The organism is Halomonas getboli (genome assembly GCF_023094245.1).
In the GTDB taxonomy this organism is placed as follows: Bacteria; Pseudomonadota; Gammaproteobacteria; order Pseudomonadales; family Halomonadaceae; genus Halomonas; species Halomonas getboli.
Map to the genome: position 1 here is coordinate 1 of NZ_JALMEW010000010.1, position 26,018 is coordinate 26,018.

The 26,018-nt window shown below is 67.4% G+C and carries 25 protein-coding genes and 1 other RNA gene; 15 read left to right on the forward strand and 11 right to left on the reverse strand.

Features of this window, described 5'->3' with window-relative positions; translation table 11 throughout:
- Positions 1-793, reverse strand: a 793-nt coding sequence (locus tag MYL53_RS16035; protein WP_247854967.1) for a pyruvate kinase, incomplete at its 3' end; no start/stop codon positions are given.
- A 354-nt stretch (positions 794-1,147) separates the two neighbouring features.
- Here MYL53_RS16035 and gap point away from each other — a divergent pair.
- Positions 1,148-2,152 (forward strand): type I glyceraldehyde-3-phosphate dehydrogenase, encoded by a 1,005-nt coding sequence (gene gap / locus MYL53_RS16040; protein WP_247854968.1) that lies wholly within the window; start codon positions 1,148-1,150, stop codon positions 2,150-2,152.
- Positions 2,153-2,248: 96 nt separating this feature from the next.
- Here the strand turns inward: gap and MYL53_RS16045 are convergent, their stop codons facing one another.
- The 3 genes from MYL53_RS16045 to smpB form a co-directional block, all read right to left on the reverse strand.
- Positions 2,249-2,992 carry a M15 family metallopeptidase gene (locus MYL53_RS16045; RefSeq protein ID WP_247854970.1) on the reverse strand — a complete coding sequence of 248 codons (744 nt, stop codon included), beginning with the start codon at positions 2,990-2,992 and terminating at the stop codon, positions 2,249-2,251.
- Positions 2,993-3,372: 380 nt separating this feature from the next.
- Positions 3,373-3,751, reverse strand: a transfer-messenger RNA (tmRNA) gene (ssrA, locus tag MYL53_RS16050).
- A 42-nt stretch (positions 3,752-3,793) separates the two neighbouring features.
- Positions 3,794-4,285 carry an SsrA-binding protein SmpB gene (gene smpB, locus MYL53_RS16055; RefSeq protein ID WP_247854972.1) on the reverse strand — a complete coding sequence of 164 codons (492 nt, stop codon included), beginning with the start codon at positions 4,283-4,285 and terminating at the stop codon, positions 3,794-3,796.
- Positions 4,286-4,414: 129 nt separating this feature from the next.
- On the opposite strand from smpB, the gene MYL53_RS16060 reads away from it, so the two are divergent.
- Together MYL53_RS16060 and MYL53_RS16065 are read left to right on the forward strand one after the other, a co-directional pair.
- Positions 4,415-4,858: a type II toxin-antitoxin system RatA family toxin gene (locus MYL53_RS16060; protein ID WP_247854973.1), complete on the forward strand. Its 444-nt coding sequence runs from the start codon at positions 4,415-4,417 to the stop codon at positions 4,856-4,858.
- Between the two features lies 1 nt (position 4,859).
- On the forward strand, positions 4,860-5,159 hold the full coding sequence (locus MYL53_RS16065) for an RnfH family protein (RefSeq protein WP_247854975.1): 300 nt from the start codon (positions 4,860-4,862) through the stop codon (positions 5,157-5,159).
- 12 nt (positions 5,160-5,171) lie between these two features.
- Here MYL53_RS16065 and MYL53_RS16070 read toward each other — a convergent pair whose 3' ends face one another.
- The gene (locus MYL53_RS16070) at positions 5,172-5,594 is read right to left on the reverse strand and encodes an outer membrane protein assembly factor BamE (protein ID WP_247854978.1); all 423 of its coding nucleotides are present in this window, start codon (positions 5,592-5,594) and stop codon (positions 5,172-5,174) included.
- Positions 5,595-5,666: 72 nt separating this feature from the next.
- Between MYL53_RS16070 and fur the strand changes: the two genes are divergently transcribed.
- The gene (gene fur, locus MYL53_RS16075) at positions 5,667-6,113 is read left to right on the forward strand and encodes a ferric iron uptake transcriptional regulator (RefSeq protein ID WP_247854980.1); all 447 of its coding nucleotides are present in this window, start codon (positions 5,667-5,669) and stop codon (positions 6,111-6,113) included.
- A gap of 121 nt (positions 6,114-6,234) precedes the next feature.
- On the opposite strand, the gene recN is transcribed toward fur, so the two are convergent.
- A complete protein-coding gene (gene recN / locus MYL53_RS16080) occupies positions 6,235-7,908 on the reverse strand; it encodes a DNA repair protein RecN (protein ID WP_247854982.1) in 1,674 nt (557 codons plus the stop codon).
- 235 nt (positions 7,909-8,143) lie between these two features.
- On the opposite strand from recN, the gene grpE reads away from it, so the two are divergent.
- The 3 genes from grpE (at position 8,144) to dnaJ (ending at position 12,062) form a co-directional block, all read left to right on the forward strand.
- On the forward strand, positions 8,144-8,776 hold the full coding sequence (gene grpE / locus MYL53_RS16085) for a nucleotide exchange factor GrpE (RefSeq protein ID WP_247854984.1): 633 nt from the start codon (positions 8,144-8,146) through the stop codon (positions 8,774-8,776).
- 121 nt (positions 8,777-8,897) lie between these two features.
- Positions 8,898-10,826: a molecular chaperone DnaK gene (gene dnaK, locus MYL53_RS16090; protein ID WP_247854986.1), complete on the forward strand. Its 1,929-nt coding sequence runs from the start codon at positions 8,898-8,900 to the stop codon at positions 10,824-10,826.
- 93 nt (positions 10,827-10,919) lie between these two features.
- Positions 10,920-12,062, forward strand: a complete 1,143-nt coding sequence (gene dnaJ / locus MYL53_RS16095) for a molecular chaperone DnaJ (RefSeq protein ID WP_247854988.1) — start codon at positions 10,920-10,922, stop codon at positions 12,060-12,062.
- Between the two features lie 69 nt (positions 12,063-12,131).
- Here dnaJ and MYL53_RS16100 read toward each other — a convergent pair whose 3' ends face one another.
- Positions 12,132-13,064, reverse strand: coding sequence for an HNH endonuclease (locus MYL53_RS16100; RefSeq protein ID WP_247854991.1), 933 nt, complete (start codon positions 13,062-13,064; stop codon positions 12,132-12,134).
- Positions 13,065-13,263: 199 nt separating this feature from the next.
- On the opposite strand from MYL53_RS16100, the gene MYL53_RS16105 reads away from it, so the two are divergent.
- The gene (locus tag MYL53_RS16105) at positions 13,264-14,157 is read left to right on the forward strand and encodes a DMT family transporter (protein WP_247854994.1); all 894 of its coding nucleotides are present in this window, start codon (positions 13,264-13,266) and stop codon (positions 14,155-14,157) included.
- On the opposite strand, the gene MYL53_RS16110 is transcribed toward MYL53_RS16105, so the two are convergent.
- The 3 genes from MYL53_RS16110 to MYL53_RS16120 are packed head-to-tail and all read right to left on the reverse strand — an operon-like array spanning position 14,135 to position 17,089.
- Positions 14,135-14,884, reverse strand: a complete 750-nt coding sequence (locus MYL53_RS16110) for an ABC transporter ATP-binding protein (RefSeq protein ID WP_247854996.1) — start codon at positions 14,882-14,884, stop codon at positions 14,135-14,137. The genes MYL53_RS16105 and MYL53_RS16110 overlap by 23 nt on opposite strands.
- Positions 14,878-15,960, reverse strand: a complete 1,083-nt coding sequence (locus MYL53_RS16115; protein ID WP_247854997.1) for a FecCD family ABC transporter permease — start codon at positions 15,958-15,960, stop codon at positions 14,878-14,880. The genes MYL53_RS16110 and MYL53_RS16115 overlap by 7 nt, the downstream gene beginning before the upstream one ends.
- Position 15,961: 1 nt before the next feature.
- The gene (locus MYL53_RS16120; protein ID WP_247854998.1) at positions 15,962-17,089 is read right to left on the reverse strand and encodes an ABC transporter substrate-binding protein; all 1,128 of its coding nucleotides are present in this window, start codon (positions 17,087-17,089) and stop codon (positions 15,962-15,964) included.
- Between the two features lie 277 nt (positions 17,090-17,366).
- Between MYL53_RS16120 and MYL53_RS16125 the strand changes: the two genes are divergently transcribed.
- The 6 genes from MYL53_RS16125 to greA all read left to right on the forward strand — a co-directional run bounded on the left by MYL53_RS16125 (position 17,367) and on the right by greA (position 24,646).
- Positions 17,367-17,648, forward strand: a complete 282-nt coding sequence (locus MYL53_RS16125) for a DUF2218 domain-containing protein (RefSeq protein WP_247855001.1) — start codon at positions 17,367-17,369, stop codon at positions 17,646-17,648.
- 38 nt (positions 17,649-17,686) lie between these two features.
- Complete coding sequence (locus MYL53_RS16130) at positions 17,687-18,574, forward strand: DMT family transporter (protein ID WP_247855003.1); 888 nt, start codon at positions 17,687-17,689, stop codon at positions 18,572-18,574.
- A gap of 70 nt (positions 18,575-18,644) precedes the next feature.
- Positions 18,645-19,451 (forward strand): 4-hydroxy-tetrahydrodipicolinate reductase, encoded by an 807-nt coding sequence (gene dapB, locus MYL53_RS16135; protein WP_247855004.1) that lies wholly within the window; start codon positions 18,645-18,647, stop codon positions 19,449-19,451.
- A 286-nt stretch (positions 19,452-19,737) separates the two neighbouring features.
- Positions 19,738-20,883, forward strand: coding sequence for a glutamine-hydrolyzing carbamoyl-phosphate synthase small subunit (gene carA, locus MYL53_RS16140; protein ID WP_247855007.1), 1,146 nt, complete (start codon positions 19,738-19,740; stop codon positions 20,881-20,883).
- Positions 20,884-20,942: 59 nt separating this feature from the next.
- Positions 20,943-24,173 (forward strand): carbamoyl-phosphate synthase large subunit, encoded by a 3,231-nt coding sequence (gene carB, locus MYL53_RS16145; protein ID WP_247855008.1) that lies wholly within the window; start codon positions 20,943-20,945, stop codon positions 24,171-24,173.
- Positions 24,170-24,646 (forward strand): transcription elongation factor GreA, encoded by a 477-nt coding sequence (gene greA, locus MYL53_RS16150; RefSeq protein ID WP_247855009.1) that lies wholly within the window; start codon positions 24,170-24,172, stop codon positions 24,644-24,646. The genes carB and greA overlap by 4 nt, the downstream gene beginning before the upstream one ends.
- A gap of 149 nt (positions 24,647-24,795) precedes the next feature.
- Here greA and yhbY read toward each other — a convergent pair whose 3' ends face one another.
- The gene (gene yhbY, locus MYL53_RS16155) at positions 24,796-25,122 is read right to left on the reverse strand and encodes a ribosome assembly RNA-binding protein YhbY (RefSeq protein ID WP_247855012.1); all 327 of its coding nucleotides are present in this window, start codon (positions 25,120-25,122) and stop codon (positions 24,796-24,798) included.
- A 177-nt stretch (positions 25,123-25,299) separates the two neighbouring features.
- On the opposite strand from yhbY, the gene rlmE reads away from it, so the two are divergent.
- Complete coding sequence (gene rlmE, locus MYL53_RS16160; protein WP_247855014.1) at positions 25,300-25,959, forward strand: 23S rRNA (uridine(2552)-2'-O)-methyltransferase RlmE; 660 nt, start codon at positions 25,300-25,302, stop codon at positions 25,957-25,959.
- The last annotated feature ends 59 nt before the right edge of the window (positions 25,960-26,018 follow it).

Consider the following 26,018-nt stretch of genomic DNA (forward strand, 5'->3'; position numbering starts at 1 on the left):
GCGCCTCGTCGCCGATCTCCACGCCGAGATCGCCGCGGGCCACCATCACCGCCTCGCTGGCCTCGATGATGCCGTCGAGCGTGGCGTCGTCGGCCACCGCCTCGGCGCGCTCGAGCTTGGCCACCAGGCCGATTTCCTTTCCGGCGTCTCCGAGGAGGGCTCTGGCTTCCTGCATATCGGCGGCGCTGCGCGGGAAGGACACGGCGAGATAGTCGACGCCGATGGCCATGGCGGTCTCGAGGTCGGCCTTGTCCTTGTCGGTCAGCGCCGGGGCGGAGAGCCCGCCGCCCTGCTTGTTGATGCCCTTGTTGTTGGATAGCTCGCCGCCGACCACCACCGTGGTGTGGATGGCGCTGCCGTCGACGCGGTCGACGTCGAGCACCACCCGGCCGTCGTCGAGCAGCAGGCGGTCGCCGGCGGCCACGTCGTCGGCCAGTGCGCGGTAGTCGCAGCCGACCCGCTCGGCGTCGCCGGCCTCGCGCTCGAGGGCCACGTCGATGACGAAGGGCGCGCCTTCCTCCAGCACGACCTTGCCCGCGCCGAAGCGGGCGATGCGGATCTTGGGTCCCTGCAGATCACCCAGGGCGGCGACGCTGCGGCCCTGGCGGGCGGCGATCTCGCGCACCGCACTCAACCGGCGGCGATGGTCGTCCGCCGAGCCGTGGGAGAAGTTGAGGCGCACCACGTCGACGCCGGCGGCGATCATCTGCTCCAGCACGCCCTCGCGGTCGCTGGCGGGGCCGAGAGTGGCGACGATCTTGGTGCGGCGGAGCGGGGTGGGGCGATCAGACATGCCGATTCTCCTGTGGCGCGGTCGGTGCGGCGGGAAATGAAAGGGTCAAGATATCGTAGTAGTGGTGATATTACGAAACAAAGCGCCTTCGACCAAAGTCGTCCTCACCCTGCTCCTGGCGAGATTTTTTCATACAACCCCCTTTGAGGAGAAGCTTTTAGCAAAGTCCGGAGGGAATGAGGGAGTTGGCGGTGTTGTAAAATTACGAAAAATCGCTTGTCTCGAGCGCCATCCTGATCCACATTGAAGGACAAGACGAGCCTTCGGGTCGTTCGCGAGGCGGCGGCCGCCGCTTCTCCGGCTCGACACGCTCCCATCCGACAAGTCGGTAACTGGTTTCGAGAGGATCACGCCATGACGCTCAAGATCGCCATCAACGGTTTCGGTCGCATTGGTCGCAACGTGTTTCGTGCGCTGTACGAGGGTGGCTATCGCGACCGGGTGCAGGTCGTCGCCATCAACGACCTGGGCGATCCGGCCCTCAACGCCCACCTGCTGCGCCACGACACCGTGCACGGCCACTTCCCCTTCGAGGTCTCTCACGACGAGAGCAGCCTGACGGTCGACGGCGATCGCATCGAGATCATCTCCGAGCGCGACCCGGCCCAGCTGCCCTGGGAGCGCCTGGGCGTGGACCTGGTGATGGAGTGCACCGGGCTGTTCACCAAGCGCGCCGATGCCGGCAAGCACCTCGAGGCCGGTGCCGGTCGCGTGCTGGTCTCCGCGCCGAGCCCGGACGCTGACGCCACCGTGGTCTTCGGCGTCAACGAGGACGTGCTGACCGCCGAGCACAAGGTGGTGTCCAACGCCTCCTGCACCACCAACTGCCTGGCCCCGGTGGCCAAGGTGCTGAACGAGACGGTGGGTATCGAGAACGGTCTGATGACCACGGTGCACGCCTACACCAACGATCAGAACCTGTCCGACGTCTATCACAAGGACCCCTACCGGGCTCGCAGCGCCACGCACTCCATGATCCCGACCAAGACCGGCGCCGCCGCTGCGGTGGGGCTGGTGCTGCCGGAGCTGGACGGCAAGCTCGACGGTCTGGCGGTGCGCGTGCCGGTGATCAATGTCTCGCTGGTGGATCTGACCTTCACGGCGAGCCGCGACACCACCAAGGAAGAGATCAACGCCATCGTCGCCGAGGCGGCTCAGGCGTCGCCGGTGCTGGCGGTCAACGAGCAGCCGCTGGTGTCGATCGACTTCAACCATGACGCCAACTCCTCCACCTTCGACAGCAATCACACCCGCGTGACCAACGGTCGCCTGGTGAAGGTCATGGCCTGGTACGACAATGAATGGGGCTTCTCCAACCGCATGCTGGATACCGCCCTGGCGATGCACGCCACGGCCTGATCCTGGCGGGAATGCCGCGCCGAGCGACGCCGGGCCACGCGAGTGGCCCGGCGTCGCTGCGTCTGGCCGCTGGAAAGACGAGGCGGGGCGGACAGGTCAGACGCCGCGCCGCCAGCGGCTCTCCAGCGTCACCGGCCGGGTGGCGCCGTAGCGGGCGGCGGGATGATCGCCGTAGTGGGCCCACAGCGGATCGCCGAGGTCGAAGTGCCACCACTCGCTCGGCAGGTTGGTGAAACCCTCGGCGGCCATGGCGTGGTACAGCAGGCGGCGACGGTCGCGGGCCCGGCGCTCGGCCTTGCCGGGCGCGTCCAGGCGTTCCAGGGCCGCGCTGTGGGACGCCGGCACGGCCTCGTCGAACAGTGTGCCCATGTCCAGCGGCAGGCCGTCGGCATCGCACAGAGTCACGTCCACGGCGCCGCCGGTCAGGTGCGGGCTCGGCGCCTCCGGCGACTGGCTCGGCAGGGCGACGAACTCTCGGGTGCGCGTCGCCAGGGTCTCGGCATCGAGCTCGGGGTGGCGCGAGCGGATCGCCTCCTGCAGCGTGTCGAAGAGGTGCTGCTGCACCCGCCAGGGTCGCCAGCCATCCAGCACCAGCAGGCTGAGTCCCTCGGGCAGGGCGCGGGCCACCGCCAGCAGTCGGCGATATACGCCCTCGCGCACGTAGCAGTCATGGACGGCGCCGGGAATGCCGAGCCGCGCATAGACCGGGTACGCCCGCAGCGGCATGGGCGCGAGGCTGACCGGCACCAGCGGCTCGTCGCACTCGACGATCGTCCGGCGCTCGACGACGGCCCAGTCGGGCTCGGGGCATTCGGGAACGGGCGGAAGATGATCGGCCATGCGGGGCTCGCGTCTGGCGGGTAGGTCATCATCATATCGCAGCGCGTCGTATCCCGGGCAAGCCGGTCTCTATGAGCATTCCCAAACGAAAAAAGCCACCTGGGTGGGGTGGCTTCTTTCTGAGTTTGGTGGGGGTGGCGGGAATCGGGCCCAGGTCGTCGAGAGAGGGTCGACACCGCGACGGCGGAGCCGGTGTCTTTCGCCCTCTTCAAACGAAAAAAGCCACCCGGGTGGGGTGGCTTCTTTCTGAGTTTGGTGGGGGTGGCGGGAATCGGGCCCAGGTGGTCGAGAGAGGGCCGACACCGCGTCGGCGGAGCCGGTGTCTTTCGCCCTCTTCAAACGAAAAAAGCCACCCGAGTAGGGTGGCCTTTCTCTGAGTTTGGTGGAGGCGGCGGGAATCGAACCCGCGTCCGCCGACACTCGCCCATCGGCTCTACATGCTTAGTTCCGTCATTTGTTTTAACGTCGCTGGCTCCGACGGGCAGGATCCAGAAACGCGATTCCTCTAAGATTTAACGGTTGACGCGAGGACGAAGCCAACCGCGATCCCATCAATCTGAGCTCGTGCCCTTTGGCGATGAATGGGCACATCGCCGCCGGGTAGGACTAGAAGCTAGCGGCGTTTAAGCTGCCAGCGCGCCCTGAGCGTAGTTGTCGTCGTTTGCGACTATTTAATCGTGATGTTGGATTTACGAGATACATCACGCTCTCGGCATGCACCTCAGGGGTTGTCATCGGCGTCGAAGCCATGTCGCCCCCAGAACGTCGCCATCTTATCAGGATGGCCGATCTTATGACACCTCAGCCGCGGTTTTGTTCGCGCATGATGCGGCCCTTCTGGCGTTGCCAGTCGCGGTCCTTCTCGGTGGCCCGCTTGTCGTGCAGCTTCTTGCCCGACACCAGCGCCAGCTCGCACTTCACCTTGTTGCCCTTCCAGTACAGCTTGAGCGGCACGCAGGTGTGCCCCTTGTCCTGGGTGCGCGAGAAGATCCTGGCGATCTCCTTCTTGTGCAGCAGCAGCTTGCGCGTCCGAGTCGGGTCGGCGACCTCGTGGGTGCTGGCGGTGTTGAGCGGCGTCACGTGGCTCCCCAGCAGCCAGGCCTCGCCGTTCTTGACCAGGATGTAGGTGTCGGTGAGCTGCGCCTTGCCGGCGCGCAGGCTCTTGACCTCCCAGCCGGCCAGCGACAGGCCGGCCTCGAAGGTCTCGTTGATGTGGTACTCGAAACGCGCCTTCTTGTTCAGCGCGATGGCGTTGCTGCCGGGACCCTTGCCTTTACCTTTCTTGCTGGCCATGGAACCTCGTGTCTGTGCTTGCCGGTGGCGGCCTGCCCCCTCCGATATGGGGGGAAGCGTGATACCATTCAAGGCCGAAATAACCGCTCATGATACGCCCTGGGCCCCTTGAAGTCAGCGGAGAGGTCAATGCCAACGGTCAATCGGTCCGCCCTGGTGCGGCACACCCCTCAGGAAATGTTCGATCTGGTCAACGATTTCGAACGCTATCCGGAATTCCTGCCGGGCTGTCGACGGGCGCGCCTGATCGAGCGGGACGAGGCGCACCTGGTCGGCGAGATGACCCTGGGGCGCGCCGGCATCGAGCAGAGTTTCACCACCCGCAACGACCTTCACGAGCCCGAGCGCATCGAACTGTCGCTGGTCAGCGGGCCCTTCAAGCGGCTGCGCGGCCGCTGGCAGTTCCTGCCGATGGGCGACGGCGCCTGCAAGGTGAGCCTGGAGATGGAGTTCGAGTTTGCCAGCCGCCTGCTGGGCATGGCCTTCGGCAAGCTCTTCCAGCAGGTCGCCGGCCAGCTGGTCGATTCCTTCACTCGTCGCGCCGACGATCTCTACGGCCGGGGGCGCTACTGAGATGCTGCGCGTCGAGGTGGCCTTCGCCATGCCGCAGCGCCAGCGCATCGTCGAGCTGACGGTGCCCGAGGGCACCACGGCCCGCCGGGCGGTGGCCCTGGCCGAGCTGGAGGTGCACTTTCCCGAGCTCGCGCCGGAGACCTTCGCCGAGGCCGATCTGGGCATCTTCGGCAGGGCATTGCGCGAGCCCGAGACCCATGCGCTGGCAGACGGCGATCGGGTCGAGGTCTATCGCCCGCTCGAGCTGGACCCCAAGGCAGCGCGGGCGGCCAGGGCCGCCCGCGCTGCGCGTTCTTCCTGAGGCCTCGCCCGCTTATTCCTCGTTCGGCACCACGTTGAAGAGGTTGCCGCGCGAGGTGTCGCTTTCGCCGGACGGGCCGATGCCCTGCTTGGAGATCAGCGCCGGCGGATGGGAGAAGTCGCCTTCGTGCTCGATGGCGGCCAGGCGGTCGCCATCGAAGGTCAGCGTCAGGCGGCGCTGCTCTACGTCGCCGTAGGCCTTGTCCAGGCGATAGACGTAGTCCCACTGGTCGGCGTCGAAGGGCGCCTCGAGCAGCGGGCTGCCCATCAGATCGATGACCTGCTGGCGGGTCATGCCGGCGTGCAGCTGTTCGGTCATCGCCGGGGTCACCAGGTTGCCCTGGGCCAGGTCGCGCTTGTAGACGCCGAAGTAGCTGCAGCCGCTGATCAGCGTCAGGGCGATGGAAAGGGTGACAATTCTGCTCAGCTTTTGCATTTGCGGCCGTTCTTCACTATCGTGGTTTCGGTCGATCATAACCGACCCTACCCGATACTGCGAAGAGCAACCATGGCCGACCAGAACCATGAACTGCGCAAGGCCGGTCTCAAAGTGACCCTGCCGCGCGTCAAGATCCTGCATATCCTCGAGAATGCCACCAATCAGCATCATCTGAGCGCCGAGGACGTCTACAAGACGCTGCTCGACTCCGGTGAGGACGTGGGTCTCGCGACCGTCTATCGGGTGCTGACTCAGTTCGAGTCCGCCGGACTGGTGACCCGCCACAACTTCGATGGCGGCCACGCCGTCTTCGAGCTGACCCAGGAAGAGCACCACGATCACATGGTGTGCCTGGACAGCGGCGAGATCGTCGAGTTCTTCGACGAGACCATCGAGCGCCGCCAGCAGGAGATTGCCGAGGAGCACGGTTACGAGCTCGTCGATCATGCGCTGGTGCTCTATGTGCGCCCCAAGGGGTCCAAGGCGACCCGTCAGGAGCTGAACCTGAAAAAGTGACGCCCGAGTAAGTAGCAGGCGTAGGCACGACCGCCGCCGAACAGCGAACGGCCCCGATCCACTGGATCGGGGCCGTTCTCATTGGTGGGCATGACGGCGTGCCGGCGGGCGTCGGCGCGTCTCAGTGGCGGGCGCGCTGGCTGGCGTCGAGCATCTCCCGGGCGTGGGCCAGGGTCTGGTCGGTCAACTTCATGCCGCCGAGCATGCGCGCCAGTTCGCCGACGCGGCCGGCCTCGTCGAGCAGCGCCATGCGGGTCAGGGTGGTGTCGTCCTCGGCCTGCTTGGCGATGTGCAGATGCTGGTGGGCCTGGGCTGCCACCTGGGGCAGGTGGGTTACGGTCATCACCTGGCCGTTGCCGCCCAGTCGACGCAGCAGCTGGCCGACGATCTCGGCGGTGGCGCCGGACACGCCGACGTCGACCTCGTCGAACACCAGGCTGGGGATGGTGGAGTGCTGGGCCGCCACCACCTGGATCGCCAGGCTGACGCGGGACAGCTCGCCGCCGGAGGCCACCTTGGCCAGCGGGCGGGCCGGCTGGCCGGGGTTGGCGCTGATCAAAAAGCGTACCCGGTCGAGCCCCTCCGGAGCCGGTGCCTCGCGCTCGCGGACCTCGACCTCGAAGCGCGCCTTGCCCATGGCCAGGAAGGCTAGCTGGTCCTGCACGGCGGTGCCGAAGCGCGCGGCGGCCGCGCGGCGGGCGGCGCTCACGGTCTCGGCCTGTTCACGCCAGCGCGCCTCCAGGGCGTCGACCTCGGCGGCGAGCGCCTCCAGGTCGTCGCCGCCGTCTTCCAGCTCGGCCAGCTCGGCGGCCAGCCGCTGGTGCAGTTCGGTCAGCTCCTCGGGCGAGATGTGATGCTTGCGCGCGATGCGGTGGACCTCGCCGAGGCGCTCCTCGACCCAGGCCAGGCGCTCGGGGTCGAGTTCGACCCCGGCGGCGAAGTGGTTGAGCTCGCGGCCGGCTTCCTCGACCTGGATGCAGGCGTCGCCGAGCATCGTCAGCGCCTCGGCCAGGGCGCCGCGGTCGCTGCCGGGCAGCGCGGAGAGATGATTCACGGCCTGCTGCAGCAGTGGCAGGGCGCCACCCTCCTCGCCGTCGCAGCAGGTGGCGGCGAACTGGGCCTCGCGCAGGCGCTCCTCGGCGTGGGCCAGCGCCTCCTGTTCGGCCTCCAGGCCGGACAGCTCGTCGTCGGCCAGCGCCAGCTGGTCGAGCTCCTCCACCTGATAGCGCAGCAGCTGGCGGCGGGCGCGCAGCTCGTCGCCGTCTTCGGCCAGCCGCTTGAGGCGGCGCTTGGTCTCGCGCCACTCGCGGAAGGTCTCGCCCAGCGCGATCACCGCCTCGTCGTGGCCGGCGAAGTCGTCGAGCAGCCGCAGGTGGGTCTCTTCGCCGAGCAGCGCCTGATGGGCGTGCTGGCCGTGGATCTCGATCAGGTGGCCGCCCAGCGCCTTGAGATCGGCCACGGTGGCGGGCTGGCCGTTGATCCAGGCCTTGGAGCGTCCGCCCCGGGTCACCACGCGGCGCAGCAGACAGTCGTCCTCGGGCAGCTCGCGGCTGGCCAGCCACTCCCGGGCGGCGGGCAGGGCGGCGATGTCGAAGCGCGCGCTGAGGTCGGCGCGCTCGGCGCCGTGGCGCACGCTGCCGGCGTCGGCGCGCTCGCCGAGGCACAGCCCCAGGGCGCCGAGGAGGATGGATTTGCCGGCCCCGGTCTCGCCGGTGATGGCGGTCATGCCGCCGCCGAGCTCGAGCTCCAGATGGTCGACGATGGCGAAGTCACGAATGGCGAGCTCTGTCAGCATGATGCCTCCCGGGGCCGGTTTCGGAATGACGGGCGAAACTACTGGTTATTCATCCACTGGCTTGTGCGTTTATACAGTAGTTCAGGGAGGGGGACAACGCACGCTCCGATTCCCGCGCGTCTTCATCCCTTGAGATCGACGCGGCCAGCCCCATATAGCTGGCAACGGCATTTTTCACCGACATATCAGTCTCGCTGGCGGCTTCGGCCGCCGGCCGGCATTTCAGGAGAGACGCATGGCCAAAGATCCGCAGACCCCGCTGGACGACGAGCTGGCCCGCCAGCAGGACGAGGCCGACACCCAAGTCGAGCCCGAGCCCGTCGAGGGCGAGCTGGAAGACGCCGTCGACGCGGCCGAGGCCGCCGAAGAGAACGCCGAGGTCGAGTCCGACAATCCGGAGGCCGAGATGCTCGCCGCCAAGGTCGAGGAGCTCGAGCAGGCCCTGGAAGAGGCCAAGGACCAGTCGATGCGCACCGCGGCCGAGGCCCAGAACGTGCGTCGCCGCGCCGAGCAGGAGGCCGAGAAGGCCCGCAAGTTCGCGCTGGAGAAGTTCGTCAAGGAGCTGCTGCCGGTGGTCGACAGCCTGGAGAAGGCGCTCGAGGCCATGGGCGAGGACGCCACCGAGGCGCACCGCGAGGGCGTCTCCATGACCCTGAAGATGCAGCTCGACGTGCTCAACAAGTTCGGCGTCGAGCAGGTCGAGCCGTCCGGCGAGCCCTTCGACCCGCAGTACCACGAGGCCATGGCCATGGTGCCGAACCCCGAGCTCGAGCCCAACACCGTGATGGACGTGATGCAGAAGGGCTACCTGCTCAACGGTCGCCTGGTGCGCCCGGCGATGGTGGTGGTCAGCCAGGCCGCCGGCTGAGGCGACGCGAAATCGCCCCGACCCCCTTGAAATGGCGTCGAGGGCCCCCAGATAAACGTCATCCCGCGGTGAACGCCGCGAACGAACGAAACACGTAACAGCTAATTTTCGAGGATTTCCTATGGGACGCATCATCGGTATTGACCTGGGGACCACCAACTCTTGCGTTGCCGTGCTCGACGGCGACAGCCCCAAGGTGATCGAGAACGCTGAAGGCGCACGCACCACTCCGTCCATCATTGCCTACACCGAAGACGGCGAGACGCTGGTGGGCCAGGCGGCCAAGCGCCAGGCGGTGACCAACCCGCAGAACACCCTGTTCGCCATCAAGCGCCTGATCGGTCGTCGCTTCGCCGACGACGTGGTGCAGAAGGACATCAAGATGGTGCCCTACACCATCGCCGAGGCCGACAACGGCGACGCCTGGGTCGAGGTCAAGGGCAACAAGCTGGCACCGCCGCAGGTCAGCGCCGAGGTGCTGAAGAAGATGAAGAAGACCGCCGAAGACTATCTCGGCGAGTCCGTGACCGAAGCGGTCATTACCGTGCCGGCCTACTTCAACGACAGCCAGCGTCAGGCCACCAAGGATGCCGGCCGCATCGCCGGTCTCGAGGTCAAGCGCATCATCAACGAGCCGACCGCGGCCGCGCTGGCCTACGGCATGGACAAGTCCCGCGGCGACAAGACCATCGCGGTCTATGACCTGGGTGGCGGCACCTTCGATATCTCCATCATCGAAGTGGCCGACGTCGACGGCGAGACCCAGTTCGAGGTGCTGGCCACCAACGGCGACACCTTCCTGGGCGGTGAGGACTTCGACCTGGCGCTGATCAACTATCTGGTCGACCAGTTCAAGGCCGACAGCGGCATCGACCTGTCCGGCGACAACCTGGCCATGCAGCGCCTCAAGGAAGCCGCCGAGAAGGCCAAGATCGAGCTGTCCAGCGCCCAGCAGACCGAGGTCAACCTGCCGTACATCACCGCCGACAACACCGGTCCCAAGCACCTCAACGTGAAGGTGACCCGGGCCAAGCTGGAGTCGCTGGTGGAAGACCTGGTGACCCGCTCCCTGGCGCCATGCAAGACCGCGCTGGCCGACGCCGGCCTGTCCGCCTCCGAGATCGACGACGTGATCCTGGTCGGCGGCCAGACCCGCATGCCGATGGTCCAGTCCAAGGTCGCCGAGTTCTTCGGCAAGGACGCCCGCAAGGACGTCAACCCGGACGAGGCCGTGGCCGTGGGCGCCGCGATCCAGGGCGGCGTGCTGGGCGGCGACGTCAAGGACGTGCTGCTGCTCGACGTCACCCCGCTGACGCTCGGCATCGAGACCCTCGGCGGCGTGATGACTCCGCTGATCGAGAAGAACACCACCATCCCGACCAAGAAGACCCAGACCTTCTCGACCGCGGATGACAACCAGACGGCCGTGACCATCCACGTGCTGCAGGGTGAGCGCAAGCAGTCCAGCGGCAACAAGTCGCTCGGTCGCTTCGACCTGGCCGACATTCCGCCGGCGCCGCGCGGCGTGCCGCAGATCGAGGTCGCCTTCGACCTGGACGCCAACGGCATCCTCAACGTGTCCGCCAAGGACAAGGCCACCGGCAAGGAACAGTCGATCGTCATCAAGGCCTCCAGCGGCCTGTCCGATGAAGAGATCGATCAGATGGTTCAGGACGCCGAGGCCCACGCCGACGAGGACAAGAAGTTCGAGGAGCTGGTCCAGCTGCGCAACCAGGCCGACGGCATGATCCACGCCGCTCGCAAGACCCTCGAGGAAGCCGGCGACAAGGCGACCGACGAGGAGAAGCAGGCCATCGAGAGCGCTGCCTCCGAGCTCGAGGAAGCGGTCAAGGGCGACGATCAGGCCGACATCCAGGCCAAGCTCGACAAGCTGACCGAGGCCTCCGGCAACCTGGCGCAGAAGATGTACGCCGAGCAGGGTGAGGCCGCCCAGGGCGCCGACGCCTCCGGCGAAGCGGGCGCCAAGCAGGAAGACGACGTGGTCGACGCCGAGTACGAGGAAGTCAACGACGACCAGAAGAAGCAGTAACCACGACGCCTGACATCGGGTGACGCCAGCGCGGGGGCCAGACTCCCGCGTTGGTGTTTCCGCAGCAGCGTCGCGACGGAGGCGGACAGACTCATGTCCAAGCGTGATTACTACGAGGTTCTGGGCGTCGAGCGCGGGGCCGATCAGAAAGAGATCAAGAAGGCCTATCGACGCCTGGCCCAGAAATACCATCCGGACCGTAATCCGGACGACGATACTTCGGCGGAGAAATTCCGCGAGGTGTCCGAGGCCTACGAGGTCCTGACCGACAGCGAGAAGCGCGCGGCCTACGACCAGTTCGGCCATGCCGGCGTCGACGGCCAGGCCGGTGGTGGCGGCGGCTTCGGCGGTGCCGGTGCCGGCGGCTTCAGCGACATCTTCGGCGATGTCTTCGGCGACATCTTCGGCGGGGGCGGCGCGCGTCGTCATCCCAACGCCCCGCAGCGTGGCAGCGACCTGCGCTACAACCTCGAGCTCGACCTCGAGGATGCGGTGTCCGGCACCAGCGTCGACATCCGCGTGCCGCGTCACGTCGAGTGCGAGCGCTGCGACGGCGACGGCGCCGAGCCGGGCTCCACCAAGGAGACCTGCCCGACCTGTGCCGGTCATGGCCAGGTGCGCATGCAGCAGGGCTTCTTCGCCGTGCAGCAGACCTGCCCGACCTGTCACGGCAGCGGCCAGCACATCAAGGTGCCGTGCCACGGCTGTAACGGCGAGGGTCGCGTGCGCGAGACCCGTACCCTGTCGGTGAAGATCCCCGCGGGCGTCGACACCGGCGATCGCATCCGCCTCAACGGCGAGGGCGAAGCCGGGCTCAACGGCGGGCCGGCCGGCGATCTCTACGTGCAGGTGGCCATCAAGCCGCACCCGATCTTCGAGCGCGACGGGCGCCACCTGCAGTGCGAGGTGCCGATCAACTTCGTCGACGCCTCCCTGGGCGGCGAGCTCGAGGTGCCGACCCTGGACGGCCGGGTCAAGCTGAAGATTCCGCCCGAGACCCAGACCGGCAAGCTGTTCCGGCTCAAGGGCAAGGGCGTCAAGCCGGTCCGCGGCGGCCCCGCCGGCGACCTGCTGTGCAAGGTGGTCGTCGAGACTCCGGTCAAGCTCAGCGAGGAGCAGAAGGACCTGCTGCGCCAGTTCCAGAACAGCCTGGAAGGCAGCAACAGCCATCACTCGCCGAAGAAGACCAGCTTCTTCGACGGCGTGAAGAAGTTCTTCGAGGACATGAAGCCGTAAGGCGACATTCCCGGCGACAGGCTCGAGGCCCCGCACTCCCCAGGGAGGCGGGGCCTCGTCGTGTCTGGCTCAGTGCTGCAGGTGTGCCAGTCGCCAGGCGAGTGCTTCGGGAGAAGGATGGCGCTGTTCGTCCCGTGGCAGGGAAAGAGGCGCGTTATCCAGTTCGCACAGCCAGCGATTGTCTGGCACCAGAGCGTCGATGACGGGGCTGACGTGCCAGCGCTTGTCCGGCCCCGGCGCGATCAGATGATTGTCCATGGCCCAGTGCAGGTTGGGCGTCAGGGCCAAGCCGTTCACGGGGCGGTCGTCCTGGCTGACGGAAAAGGGAATCAGGTGGGCGGCCTCCACTAGATAGCGGTAGTCCGGCGTGATGTAACGCAGTCGGGTGGCCGCGCATCGATAGTCATAGGCTTCCAGCACCAGGGAGCGAAAGGCCGCGGAGCGGGCATATTGCTGCTGGCTTGCTTCCTCGACGCTGCCGAGCATTCGATCCGGCTGTCGCTCGTATTCGCCGCTGGCGAGGGCGACGCGAAGATATTTCTGCAGCCGGCCGAGGGCATCCGGTTCCGATGCGAGATGATGGTGGGCGATCAACTGGCAGGCCGCTTCTGCCATGCCGGGGGCCTGCAGTGCCTCGAACAGTTCGGCGTCCAGGCGTGCGGAGGAAAAGCGTTCGAACAGCTGGTTCAGCGATTTCGGTTGCCCCAGTTGTTTGGCCAGCGGTGCGATCTCGGGGAGGTAATCGGGTGTCCATAGTGGCCCCGATGGCCCCTTGTCGCTGGCGAGGTGCCACAGCGGCAGCCAGGGGCTCGCGTTGCTTCTCTCGCCTTTCAGGGCTTCGTAGATATCGTGGTAGCGCGCCAGCAGGCGATCGTCGAGATCGACTCGGGACGATGTGATGTGCCCTGCCTGAATCTCGCAAATGATGGCCATCATGAGGCCGGGCTTGTGAAAGGGGCTGCCCGTTCGCAGGCGCTTGAGGCATTCGAGTCGCTCGTCCATGTGCGCGGTCTTTCCGATCGTCATGAGAACGGACAACGTATCGCGCACAGGCGATGGCTGTCATGCCGCCTTCCGGAAGGGAAGTGAAAGACGCCAGCTTTCAGATGGGAATCATTCCCGTCAACGGTGTACCATGTCGGGCTCTTACGGGCGCGACGATGGCCGCGCCCGACCGATTCCATCACACACAGGGACGCTCATGGATAACGCCACGGATCGGCCGCTGGCCGGCATCGTGCTCAGGCTGCTGTCGGGCATTCTCTTCACGGGCATGATGGTGTGCGTCAAGGCGGTGAGCGACGCGGTGCCGCTGGGCCAGACCGTGTTCTTCCGCTCGGCCTTCGCGCTGCTGCCGATCGTGATCTTCATGACCTGGCGGCGGGAGTTTCCCCGGGCGCTGGTCACGCGCAAGCCGCTCGGGCATCTGGTGCGCTCGGGGCTGGGGGCGGCGGCCATGTTCGCCTCCTTCGCCGCGGTGGCGCGGCTGCCGGTGGCCGAGGCGACGCTGCTGGCCCAGCTGTCGCCGGTGGCCATGGCGGTGGGCGGCGTGGTGCTGCTGGGCGAGCGCTTCACCCTGCACCGGGCGGCGGCGTTCGCGCTGGTGCTGGCGGGCGTGGCGGCGCTGGTGCTGCCCGACCTGGGCGAGTCCCGCGGGCAGGTGGTGGGCTACGGCCTGGGCGTGCTGGCGGCGCTGCTGACGGCCGGAGCGCTGGTGACGGTGCGGCGCATCTCGCGCACCGAGACGGCGGCGTCCATCGCCTTCTACTTCGTGCTGGTCACGGCGCTGGCCGGCCTGGCCACCCTGCCGCTGGGCTGGGTGGCGGTGTCGGGGCAGACGCTGGCGCTGCTGGTGCTGGCGGGGCTGTTCGGCGGCGCCGCGCATATCTGCATGACCCTGGCGCTGCGCTACGCCGAGGTCTCGCGCCTGGCGCCGTTCGAGTACGTGGCGCTGATCTGGCCGGTGCTGGCCGATCTGCTGATCTTCGGGCTGGCGCCGTCCAGCGGCTTTCTGGTGGCGCTGCCGCTGGTGCTGGGCGGCGCGGCCCTGGCGGCGCTGGAGGGGCGTCGGCTCAGACGGCCTCTTCGACAATGAGCTGAGGCCGGCCCCGCGAGCAGCGCTCGATGCGCGCGGTCACCCGGTAGACGCGGTGCAGCAGCTCGGGGGTCACCACCTCTTCGGTCGGGCCGCAGGCGATCAGCTCGCCGTGCTTGAGCACCATCGCCTGATCGGTGAAGCGCAGCGCATGGCCCAGGTCGTGCAGGGCGGCGATCACCAGCATGCCGCGCTCCTTCGCCAGCCGGCGCAGGATCGACAGCAGCTGGATCTGGCGATGCAGGTCCAGCGCTGAGGTCGGCTCGTCGAGCAGCAGCACCTCGGGGTTCTGCACCAGCGCCTGGGCCGCGCTCACCATCTGCCGCTGGCCGCCGCTCAGGTCGCCGATGTCGCGCTCGCCGAGCGCGGCGACTCCCAGCTCCTCCAGCGCGCGGTCGACCTCGGCCAGATCCTCGGCCTGCACGTTCAGGTGCCGCCCCTGCATGCGCGCCAGCAGCACCGATTCATAGACCGTCAGCACCGCGTTGGCGCCGGTGTCCTGGGGCATGTAGGCCACCGGGCGCTCGCGGGTGGCGCCCTCGAGGCGCACCGTGCCGGCGCCGTCGAGCAGCCCGAAGATGCGCCGGAAGAGGGTCGACTTGCCTGCGGCGTTGGGGCCGAGCACGGCCACCACCTGGCCGCCCTCGAGGGGCGGCGTGGTGACCTCGGAGAGGATGCGGCGGCGGCCGTAGCGGGCCGACAGCCCGTCGAGGGTGAGCGTTACCATGAGGCCTTCTTGTGGCGGAGGACGAGGAACAGGAAGAAGGGGATGCCGACCAGCGAGGTGATGATGCCGATGGGGATGACGGTGCCCGGGATCAGCACCTTCGACAGCACCGAGCCGATGGACAGGATCAGCGCGCCGCACAGCGCCGCGCCGGGCAGGAAGAAGCGCTGATCCTCGCCCACCAGCATCCTCGCGATGTGCGGGCCCACCAGGCCGATGAAGCCGATGGTGCCGACGAAGGCCACGGCGATGGCGGCCAGCAGCGAGACCAGCACCAGCACCTCGAGGCGCAGTGCGCGGGGCTTCACGCCCAGGCTCTCGGCCTTGGCGTCGCCCAGGCGCATGGCGGTCAGCGCCCAGCCGTGACGTGCCAGCAGCGGCATCACCACCGCCAGTACGCCGAGCGCGATCCACAGCTTGGGCCAGGTGGCCTTGGTCAGGCTGCCCATGGTCCAGAACACCACCGCGGAGACGGCCTGCTGGCTGGCGAAGAACTGGATCAGCGACATCAGGGCGTTGAAGATGAACACCATGGCGATGCCCAGCAGCACGATGGTCTCGATCGTCACCCCGCGGCGCATGCTCAGGGCATGGATCGCGAAGGCGGTGATCATGGCCATGACGAAGGCGTTGATCGGAATCACGTAGTCGACCGCCGCGGGCACGATCGTCACGCCGAAGGCCAGCGCCAGGGCGGCGCCGAAGCTGGCGCCCGCCGAGATGCCCAGCGTGAAGGGACTGGCCAGCGGGTTGCTGAGGATGGTCTGCATCTGGGCGCCGGCCACCGACAGGCTGGCGCCGACCGCCAGCGCCATCAGCGCCACCGGCATGCGGATCTCCCACAGGATGACGCGGGCCTGCTGGCTGACGTCGTCCGGGGTGAACAGCGCGGCGATGACCTCGCCGAGGCCGTAGCGGGCCGGCCCCAGCGCGAGGTCGACGCACAGGCTGAGGAACAGCGCCAGCGCCAGGGCGGCGAGGATCAGCTGGCGGCGGACCACCAGGGCGCGGTAGAAGTCGCGCCCCTCTTCGGCGGCGGGCATGCCTTGTGAGGCAGTCGATGCGCTGGCCGGCATATCAGTCATCCTTCAGCGAGACCCAGTAGCCCGGCGCGTAGTCCACCGGCAGGAAGCGGTTGTGGAGCTCTTCCATCGTGGCTTCAGGGTCGAGGTCGGGGAACAGCTCGGGATGGAACCACTTGGCCAGCCGCTGTACCGCCACGAAGTAGTAGGGGCTGTTGTAGAACTGGTGCCAGATGGCGTGGAAGTCGTCGTTGTCGACGGCCTCGATGCCGGTCATGGCGGTGCGCTCGGTCAGCGCCTGGAGCTTGGCACGGGCGGCGTCCAGGTCGGCGCCGGGGCCTACGCCGACCCAGTCGCCGCCGGGCACGTAGGCGTCCCAGTGGCCGCCGGTCACCACCACCTGCTGCGGGTTGGCGGCGATGATCTGCTCCGGATTCAGGGTGCCGAAGGTGCCGGGAATGATGCCGTCGGCGATGTTGGTGCCGCCGGCGAGCTCGACGTATTCGCCGAAGTTGCCCGGGCCGAAGCTCATGCAGCAGTCGTCGGAGTAGCCGCCGGCGCGATCGACGAACACCCGCGGACGCTCGGGATCGGCGGCCTCGATGACGTCGGTGACGCGCGCCATCTGTTTTTCGGAGAAGTCGATGAAGGCCTCGGCCGCGTCTTGCTCACCGAGCAGCTCGCCCATCAGCCGCATGGAGGGCGTGGTGTGTGCCAGCGGATCCTCGCGGAAGTCGACGTAGACGATCGGGATGCCCAGCTGCGCCAGCTTGTCGTCGTAGGCGGCGTCCTCGGTGGCGGCCCTGGCCTCGAGGTTCATCAGCACCACGTCCGGCTGCAGCGCGGCGGCCTGCTCGACGTCGAAGGTGCCGTCCTTGAAGCCGCCGAAGGTCGGGATGTCCTTCAGCTCGGGGAACTTCGCCGCGTAGCGGGCGTAGTTGTCCGGGTCGGCCTGGGAGAAGTCCTCGCGCCAGCCCACCACGTGCTGGAAGGGATCTTCCGGCTCGAGTGCGCCGAGCAGGTAGATCTGGCGCCCCTCGCCGAGGATCACGCGATCCACGGGGGCGTCGACGGTGACCTCGCGACCGGCCACGTCGGTGACGGTGATTTCCTCGGCCAGTGCAGTCGTGGCGCCGAGGGCGAGGGCCGCGCCGGCGACGGCGTTCAACAGTGGGCTGGGCATGGCGGTGTCGGGCTCGTTGTCATGGTTCGGTAAGGCGAGGGTGTTTCTCGGTCTCGCCAGCGTTTGCGACTCATTACTGTTCGCGAGTGGCGGCCAGTATGCCCGCATCCTCCGGCGCCGTCGAGGCGGGCGGAGCGAGGCGCTGCAGCGCGCGGGCCACCGTCAGGCACGGCGGTCCCGCCTGGCCGAACGCGAGGCTGCCGTCGCCGGGGCTGGCGTTCGCGGTGGGCGTCGTCATAGTCTGGTGGCCCACCCTACTGGAACGCGGAGAGCAGAGATGCCGATTTCACGTGCCGATATCGCCACCGAGTCCGGCGACAAGCTGATCAACCGGCTGTGCAAGCACTGGGCTCACAAGCTGGAGGTGGAGCAGGAAGAGGGCAAGGGACGCGTGACCTTCGACGTGGGCAGCTGCCTGATGACCAGTGAGCCGGGCAGGCTGCACGTGGCCGTCGAGGCGCTGGACGAGGAAGGCCTGGACCGCCTCGAGGGCGTGGTGGCGAGCCATCTCGAGCGCATGGCTGGCAAGGAAACGCTGGAGATCGTCTGGGAAAACTGAGCCTCGCCGCCTCGCCGGTGCGGGGTGCCCATCTCGGCATGCTGGCCTGGGCGCTGCTGGTGGGGCTGTCGTTTCCCGTCGTCGGGTGGCTCGGCGAGCTGCCTCCGCTCTCGCTCACCGCGCTGCGCTTCTTCATCGCCTGCCTGGGGTTGTGGGCGCTGGTGCGCCGCGCGCCCGAGCGCTGGCCTGGGCGCCGGGCCTTGCCGTGGTTTGCCGCCATGGGGGCGTGCCTGGCCGGTTTCTTCGGTGCCATGTTCTGGGCCGCTCATCATGCCACGGCGCTGTCCATGTCGACCCTTTATGTCAGCGTGCCGCTGCTGGCCTACGGCATGGGGCTGGCGGTCGGCGTGGAGCGCCTGGCCTGGCGGCTGCCGGCGATCCTCGCGCTGGGGGCGCTCGGCGCCCTGGGGCTGGCCGCGGCGGAGGCCTGGCAGCGCGGCGGGGCGTGGCGCTTCGGCACCGGCGAGGCGGTGTTCTTCCTCGGCTGCCTGTGTTCGGCGCTGTACCCGGTGCTGTCGCGACGCGGCCTGGTGTCCGGACGGCTGCCCGCCTCGGCGGCGGTGCGCACCTTCTGGAGCCTGGCGCTCGGCGGCGTGCTGGTCGGGGCGCTCGGGCTCGCCGTGGAGCCGGTGATCAGGCTCGCGACCATGAGCGGGCGCGACGCCCTGCTGATCGTCTATCTGGGGCTCGGCTCCAGTGCCCTGACCTTCTGGCTGATGCAGCGCGCCACGTCGGTGCTCGGCCCGGCCAGCATCACCGCCTACGGCTACCTGGTGCCCTTCGTCTCGATGCTGTGGCTGTTCGTCGAGACGCCGTCGCGCCTCGGCTGGGTGTGGCTGCCGGGCGCCGCCCTGGTGGTGCTGGCCACCGGCCTGCTGCTGGCCCGCGGCGACGACGCGCCTGAGGCCGGCGGGCGGCGCGGCTGACGGCGCGGCCGGCCTCGGGCCTCTGATATACTCCGGCCATCTTTCGATCCGTCAACGTCAGGAGTCTCGCATGACCCGTATCGCCATCGTCGGTGTCGCCGGCCGCATGGGCCGCACCCTGGTCAACGCCGTGCAGCAGGATGCCGAAGCCACCCTGGCCGGCGGCATCGTCGAGCCGGGTAGTTCGCTCATCGGCGCCGATCTCGGCGAGCTCTCCGGTCAGGGCAAGCTCGGCGTCGCTGCCGTCGATTCCCTGGCGCAGATCGTCGACGACTTCGACGTGCTGATCGACTTCACTGCCCCCAAGGTGACGCTCTCCAATCTGGCGTTCTGCGCCGAGCACGGCAAGCGCATCGTGATCGGCACCACCGGCCTCTCCGACGACGAGCTGGCCGAGCTGGACGGCTACCGCGATCGCGTGCCGATGGTCTTCGCCCCCAACATGAGCGTCGGCGTGAACCTGACCCTCAAGCTGCTCGAGACCGCCGCCAGGGCGCTGGGCGACGAGGGTTACGACATCGAGGTGATCGAGTCCCACCATCGTCACAAGGTCGACGCGCCCTCCGGCACCGCGCTGAAGATGGGCGAGGTGATGGCCGACGCCCTGGAGCGTCCGCTCAAGGAATACGGCGTGTTCGAGCGCGTCGGTCAGTGCGGTCCGCGCACCGACAAGGAGATCGGCTTCGCCACCGTGCGCGCCGGCGACATCGTCGGCGAGCACACGGTGATGTTCGCCACCGAGGGCGAGCGCATCGAGATCACCCACAAGGCCTCCAGCCGCATGACCTTCGCCAAGGGCGCGGTGCGAGCGGCGCGCTGGGTGAACGAGCGTCCGGCCGGCCGCTACGACATGCAGGACGTGATCGGCCTGAAGTGAGCCATCGATCTGCATCGAGGGGGTAGTCGAGCGGCCGCGGATGCTTTAAAATCCCCCAAATTTTGGCCGGGCGACGGCCCTTCGCCGCGCAAGCGCTTGTTGCGTCGGCCCAGCATTCCGAGCGAATGACAACAAGCGGGATGAAACCGGTCTTCCATGTCGGGTTTCGTCCCGCTTTTTTACGGGCCGAAGGGCGGTGGGGCGTTTCACCCGACGGGGGCCTGCCGAGCCTATCCTTGACGAGCTGTCTCGAAAGCTGTCTGTGAAAATATGGGAGGACGTTGCATTGAACAAACCCGCGATACTGGCCTTGGAAGATGGCAGTGTGTTTCATGGCACCGCCATTGGCGCCGATGGGCAAACCAGCGGTGAGGTGGTGTTCAATACGGCCATGACCGGCTATCAGGAAATTCTCACCGACCCCTCCTACACCCGACAGATCGTCACCCTGACCTATCCCCACATCGGCAACACCGGCATCAACGCCGAGGACGTCGAGTCCGGTGCCATCGCCGCCGCCGGCCTGGTGATCCGCGACCTGCCGCTGCTGGCCAGCAACTTCCGCTCCGAGCAGTCGCTCTCCGACTATCTGGCGAGCCAGAACGTGCTGGGCATCGCCGACATCGACACCCGCCGCCTGACCCGCATCCTGCGCGACAAGGGGGCCCAGAACGGCGCCATCCTGGCCGGCGCGGACGCCGAGGGCGAGGGCGCCGAGGCACGCGCCCTCGAAGCCGCCAAGGCCTTCCCGGGCCTCAAGGGCATGGACCTGGCCAAGGTGGTGTCCTGCCAGTCCGCCTACGAGTGGAGCGAGGGCGAGTGGACCCTGGGTGCCGGCTACGCCGATGCCGCCGATGCCGAGCGCCCCTTCCACGTGGTCGCCTACGACTACGGCGTGAAGCGCAACATCCTGCGCATGCTGGCCTCCCGCGGCTGCCGGCTGACCGTGGTGCCGGCCCAGACCCCGGCCAGCGAGGTCATGGCGCTGAAGCCGGACGGCATCTTCCTCTCCAACGGCCCCGGCGACCCCGAGCCCTGCGAGTACGCCATCGCCGCCATCCGCGAGCTGCTCGAGACCGAGCTGCCGATCTTCGGCATCTGCCTCGGCCACCAGCTGCTGGCGCTGGCCAGCGGCGCGACGTCCGAGAAGATGAAGTTCGGCCACCACGGTGCCAACCATCCGGTCCAGGATCTCGACACCGGCCACGTGATGATCACCAGCCAGAACCACGGCTTCGCCGCGGACGAGGCGTCCCTGCCCGCGACCCTGCGCGCGACCCACCGTTCGCTGTTCGACGGCACCCTGCAGGGCATCGAGCGCACCGACCGTCCGGCCTTCAGCTTCCAGGGCCACCCGGAGGCGAGCCCGGGGCCGCGCGATGTCGCGCCGCTGTTCGACCGCTTTATCTCCATGATGAAGGAACGCCGCTAAGCGTTGATCCTCAGTCACCATCGAGTCCTTCTTTACACCGATTAGCCGCGGGAACCGTCATGCCAAAACGTACCGACATCCAGAGCATCCTGATCATCGGCGCCGGCCCCATCGTCATCGGCCAGGCCTGCGAGTTCGACTATTCCGGCGCCCAGGCCTGCAAGGCCCTGCGCGAAGAGGGGTATCGGGTCATCCTGGTCAACTCCAACCCGGCCACCATCATGACCGACCCGGTGATGGCCGACGCCACCTACATCGAGCCGATCACCTGGCAGGCGGTGGAGAAGATCATCGAGGCCGAGAAGCCCGATGCCGTGCTGCCGACCATGGGCGGCCAGACCGCGCTCAACTGCGCCCTCGACCTGGACAAGCACGGCGTGCTCGCCAAGCACGGCGTGGAGATGATCGGCGCCAACGCCGACGCCATCAACATGGCCGAGGACCGTGACCTGTTCGACCAGGCCATGAAGCGCATCGGCCTGGAGTGCCCCAAGGCCAAGGTCGCCCACACCATGGACGAGGCCTGGGAGATCCAGGGCGAGCTCGGCTTCCCGGTCATCATCCGTCCGTCCTACACCATGGGCGGCTCCGGCGGCGGCGTGGCCTACAACAAGGAAGAGTTCGAGGAGATCTGCACCCGCGGCTTCGAGCTCTCCAACAACCACGAGCTGCTGATCGACGAGTCGCTGCTGGGGTGGAAGGAATACGAGATGGAGGTCGTTCGCGACAAGAACGACAACTGCATCATCGTCTGCGCCATCGAGAACTTCGACCCCATGGGCGTGCACACCGGTGACTCCATCACCGTGGCGCCGGCCCAGACGCTGACCGACAAGGAATACCAGAACATGCGCGACGCCTCCCTGGCGGTGTTGCGCGAGATCGGCGTCGAGACCGGCGGTTCCAACGTCCAGTTCGGTGTCGATCCGAAGACCGGCCGCGTGGTGGTCATCGAGATGAATCCGCGGGTGTCGCGCTCCTCGGCGCTGGCCTCCAAGGCCACCGGCTTCCCGATCGCCAAGATCGCCGCCAAGCTGGCCGTCGGCTACACCCTGGACGAGCTGCAGAACGACATCACCGGCGGTCGCACCCCGGCGTCCTTCGAGCCGTCCATCGACTACGTCGTGACCAAGATTCCGCGCTTCACCTTCGAGAAGTTCCCCCAGGCCAACGATCGTCTGACCACCCAGATGAAGTCGGTGGGCGAGGTGATGGCGATCGGCCGCACCTTCCAGGAGTCGCTGCAGAAGGCGCTGCGCGGCATGGAGACCGGCAACGACGGCCTCGACCCCAAGATCACCCGCTTCACCGACGAGGCGATGGCGCAGATCAAGGGCGAGCTGCAGGCCGCCGGCGCCGACCGCATCTTCTACGTCGCCGATGCCATGCGCAGCGGCATGAGCGTCGAGGACGTGTTCGCGCTGACCAACATCGACCGCTGGTTCCTGGTCCAGCTCGAGGACCTGATCCTGACCGAGCAGTCCCTGGCCAAGCGCTCGCTGTCCGAGCTGAGTGCCCGTGACCTGTGGCAGCTCAAGCGCAAGGGCTTCTCCGACGCCCGCCTGGCGCGGCTGCTCGGCGTGGCCGAGAAGGAGTTCCGCAAGACGCGCCAGAAGGCCGGCATCCGCCCGGTCTACAAGCGGGTGGACACCTGCGCGGCCGAATTCGCCTCCGACACCGCCTACATGTACTCCACCTACGAGGAGGAGTGCGAGGCAGAGGTCAGCGACAAGAAGAAGATCATGGTGCTCGGCGGCGGTCCGAACCGCATCGGCCAGGGCATCGAGTTCGACTACTGCTGCGTCCACGCCGCTCTCGCCATGCGCGATGACGGCTTTGAAACCATCATGGTCAACTGCAACCCCGAGACCGTCTCCACCGACTACGACACCAGTGACCGCCTCTACTTCGAGCCGGTGACTCTGGAGGACGTGCTGGAGATCGCCGACAAGGAGCAGCCGGCCGGCGTGATCGTGCAGTTCGGCGGCCAGACCCCGCTCAAGCTGGCCCGCGAGCTCGAGGCCGCCGGCGTGCCGATCATCGGCACCACCCCGGACGCCATCGACCGCGCCGAGGACCGCGAGCGCTTCCAGACCATGATCGACAAGCTGGGCCTCAAGCAGCCGCCCAACGCCACCGCGCGCAGCTTCGACGAGGCCTTCGCCAAGGCCGAGGCGATCGGCTATCCGCTGGTGGTGCGCCCGAGCTACGTGCTCGGCGGCCGGGCCATGGAGATCGTCTACGACGCCTCCGAGCTGGAGAACTACATGACCCACGCGGTCAAGGTCTCCAACGACTCGCCGGTGCTGCTGGACCACTTCCTGAATGCCGCCATCGAGGTCGACATCGACGCCGTCTCCGACGGCCAGCAGGTGGTGATCGGTGGCATCATGCAGCACATCGAGCAGGCCGGCGTGCACTCCGGCGACTCCGCCTGTGCGCTGCCGCCGTACTCGCTGCCGGCCGACGTGCAGGACGAGATGCGCGACCAGGTCAAGCGCATGGCGGTGGAGCTCGGCGTCAACGGCCTGATGAACGTGCAGCTGGCCTGGCAGGACGGCGAGATCTACGTCATCGAGGTCAACCCGCGCGCCTCGCGCACCGTGCCCTTCGTCTCCAAGTGCATCGGCACCTCGCTGGCCCAGGTGGCGGCGCGCTGCATGGCCGGCATCAGCCTGGCCGACCAGGGCTTCGTGGCCGAGATCGTGCCGACGACCTACAGCGTCAAGGAAGCGGTCTTCCCGTTCAACAAGTTCCCGGGCGTCGACCCGATCCTGTCGCCGGAGATGAAGTCCACCGGCGAGGTGATGGGTTCCGGCGAGACCTTCGCCGAGGCCTTCTACAAGGCGCAGCTGGGTGCCGGCGAGGCGATTCCGTCGCTGGAAGGCGAGCGCAAGGCGTTCCTGTCCGTGCGCGAGCCCGACAAGGCGGGTGTTATCGAGGTGGCCCGTTCTCTGTTAACATTGGGCTTCACCCTTTGTGCGACCCGTGGCACGGCGGCGGCCCTTCAAGCGGCCGATCTGCCCGTGGAGATCGTCAGCAAGGTCTACGAGGGTCGTCCACACATCGTCGATCTGCTCAAGAACGACGAAATCGCCTATATCGTCAATACCACCGAGGGCCGTCAGGCCATCAATGATTCCTCGGTGATCCGCCGCACCGCACTCGCCCGCAAGGTTCCCTATGCCACCACCCTGGCAGGGGCCAAGGCCGTTTGTCTGGCGCTCGAGTACGGCAATGCCATCACCGTGCGGCGGCTACAGGAACAGCATGCAGGAGTCAGTCAATGAACAAGGTCCCGATGACCGTCGTCGGTGAGCAGCGTCTGCGCGACGAGCTCGAACACCTCAAGAGCGAGGCCCGCCCGAACGTGATCGCGGCCATCGCCGAGGCGCGCGAGCACGGCGACCTCAAGGAAAACGCCGAGTATCATGCGGCCCGCGAGCAGCAGGGCTTCATCGAGGGGCGTATCCAGGAGATCGAGGGCAAGCTCTCCAACGCACAGGTCATCGATGTCACCAAGCTGCCCAAGACCGGCAAGGTGATTTTCGGGGTGACCGTGGAGCTGATGAATCTGGATACCGACGAGGAGGTGACCTACCGCATCGTCGGCGAGGACGAGGCCGACATCAAGGCCGGTCAGATCTCCGTGACCTCGCCCATCGCCCGTGCCCTGATCGGCAAGGAAGAGGGTGAGGTGGTGCTGGTGCGTACCCCCGGCGGCGACGTCGAGTACGAGATCTCGAGCGTCGAGCACCTGTAAGCGCCGAGCGTCAAGCTGCAGGCGCCAGGCCGCTCGGTGACGGGCGGCTGGTGTAGAGGCGGCAAATCGGCATAAAGAAGCCCCGCTGACTCTTGTCGGCGGGGCTTCTCGTTGGGCGGCCGTTAGCTATTCTTGGCCGCTTGGCCACCTCAGCGCCGGCCGTGATGCTCCTCGAAGCGCTTGATGTTGGAGAGCTTCGGATTGGCCTTGGGGTTGTGGCGGTAGAAGAGGGCGACCTTGCCGATCTTCTGCACCAGCTCGGCCTTGCTCTCGGCGACCAGGGCCTCCAGCACGGCGGCGCGGTCCTCGCGCTCGCTCAGCGCCAGCTTGACCTTGACCAGCTCGTGGTCGCGCAGTGCCCGGTCGAGCTCGGCGAGCACGCCCTCGGAGAGGCCGTTCTCGGAGACCGTGACGACGGGGTCGAGATGGTGGCCGATGCTGCGAAATGCTTTCTTTTGTGCCTGTGACAAGCTCATGGTATCTTGCTTCTTCCCGGTTGGCGCGCAGCGCACATGGTACGGTGAATCGCCTCGCGGCGAAAGCGCGGCCGGCTCTCACCGCCTCCTCGACCGGCCCGCAAGGTCAGCTTCCCCATCCCCGGTTTCCGGAATCCGCTCGACCCCCTGTCATCCAGATTTCTCACAGGTGATGCCGTGGCATCTTCCCATGACGCCCGGGCCAAGGGCTCCAAGCGTGGCGCCAGCAAGAGCAGCGCCGGCTGGCTGAAGGAACACTTCGACGACCGCTACGTCCAGCAGAGCTGGCAGGACGGCTATCGCTCGCGGGCCAGCTACAAGCTGCTGGCGCTGGACGAGAAGGACAAGCTGCTGAAGCCCGGCATGACGATCATCGACCTGGGCGCCGCCCCCGGCGGCTGGAGCCAGATCGCCGCCGAGAAGGTCGGCGACCATGGCGTCGTCATCGCCTCCGACATCCTCGAGATGGACGCCCTGGCCGGCGTCGACTTCGTGCAGGGCGACTTTACCGAGGAGCACGTGCTCGACGAGATCCTCGCCCGCCTCGGCGATCGCCCGGTGGACCTTGTGATGTCGGACATGGCCCCCAATATGAGTGGGATGGCCGCCATCGATCAGCCCCAGGCGATGTATCTGGTGGAGCTGGCCCTGGACCTGGCGCGACAGACCCTGTCGCCCGGCGGCACCTTCCTGGCCAAGGTCTTCCATGGCGAAGGCTTCGATGCCTACCTGAAGGAGCTGCGCGGTAGCTTCAAGAGGGTGGTGACGCGCAAGCCGGAGGCGTCCCGGGCGCGCTCCCGCGAGGTCTACCTGCTGGCGGAGGGGTTCCGCGGCTGAGCCGCGTCGCCGGGCGGGTAGCCGATAGTTTCAGGCTAACGATGCCATGGCCGGACATC

Coding starts and splice junctions, on each gene's coding strand:
- gap (WP_247854968.1), top strand. CDS start 1,148: ATGACGCTCAAGATCGCCATCAACGGTTTCGGTCGCATTGGTCGCAAC.
- MYL53_RS16045 (WP_247854970.1), bottom strand. CDS start 2,992: ATGGCCGATCATCTTCCGCCCGTTCCCGAATGCCCCGAGCCCGACTGG.
- smpB (WP_247854972.1), bottom strand. CDS start 4,285: ATGGCCAGCAAGAAAGGTAAAGGCAAGGGTCCCGGCAGCAACGCCATC.
- MYL53_RS16060 (WP_247854973.1), top strand. CDS start 4,415: ATGCCAACGGTCAATCGGTCCGCCCTGGTGCGGCACACCCCTCAGGAA.
- MYL53_RS16065 (WP_247854975.1), top strand. CDS start 4,860: ATGCTGCGCGTCGAGGTGGCCTTCGCCATGCCGCAGCGCCAGCGCATC.
- MYL53_RS16070 (WP_247854978.1), bottom strand. CDS start 5,594: ATGCAAAAGCTGAGCAGAATTGTCACCCTTTCCATCGCCCTGACGCTG.
- fur (WP_247854980.1), top strand. CDS start 5,667: ATGGCCGACCAGAACCATGAACTGCGCAAGGCCGGTCTCAAAGTGACC.
- recN (WP_247854982.1), bottom strand. CDS start 7,908: ATGCTGACAGAGCTCGCCATTCGTGACTTCGCCATCGTCGACCATCTG.
- grpE (WP_247854984.1), top strand. CDS start 8,144: ATGGCCAAAGATCCGCAGACCCCGCTGGACGACGAGCTGGCCCGCCAG.
- dnaK (WP_247854986.1), top strand. CDS start 8,898: ATGGGACGCATCATCGGTATTGACCTGGGGACCACCAACTCTTGCGTT.
- dnaJ (WP_247854988.1), top strand. CDS start 10,920: ATGTCCAAGCGTGATTACTACGAGGTTCTGGGCGTCGAGCGCGGGGCC.
- MYL53_RS16100 (WP_247854991.1), bottom strand. CDS start 13,064: ATGGACGAGCGACTCGAATGCCTCAAGCGCCTGCGAACGGGCAGCCCC.
- MYL53_RS16105 (WP_247854994.1), top strand. CDS start 13,264: ATGGATAACGCCACGGATCGGCCGCTGGCCGGCATCGTGCTCAGGCTG.
- MYL53_RS16110 (WP_247854996.1), bottom strand. CDS start 14,884: ATGGTAACGCTCACCCTCGACGGGCTGTCGGCCCGCTACGGCCGCCGC.
- MYL53_RS16115 (WP_247854997.1), bottom strand. CDS start 15,960: ATGCCGGCCAGCGCATCGACTGCCTCACAAGGCATGCCCGCCGCCGAA.
- MYL53_RS16120 (WP_247854998.1), bottom strand. CDS start 17,089: ATGCCCAGCCCACTGTTGAACGCCGTCGCCGGCGCGGCCCTCGCCCTC.
- MYL53_RS16125 (WP_247855001.1), top strand. CDS start 17,367: ATGCCGATTTCACGTGCCGATATCGCCACCGAGTCCGGCGACAAGCTG.
- MYL53_RS16130 (WP_247855003.1), top strand. CDS start 17,687: ATGCTGGCCTGGGCGCTGCTGGTGGGGCTGTCGTTTCCCGTCGTCGGG.
- dapB (WP_247855004.1), top strand. CDS start 18,645: ATGACCCGTATCGCCATCGTCGGTGTCGCCGGCCGCATGGGCCGCACC.
- carB (WP_247855008.1), top strand. CDS start 20,943: ATGCCAAAACGTACCGACATCCAGAGCATCCTGATCATCGGCGCCGGC.
- greA (WP_247855009.1), top strand. CDS start 24,170: ATGAACAAGGTCCCGATGACCGTCGTCGGTGAGCAGCGTCTGCGCGAC.
- yhbY (WP_247855012.1), bottom strand. CDS start 25,122: ATGAGCTTGTCACAGGCACAAAAGAAAGCATTTCGCAGCATCGGCCAC.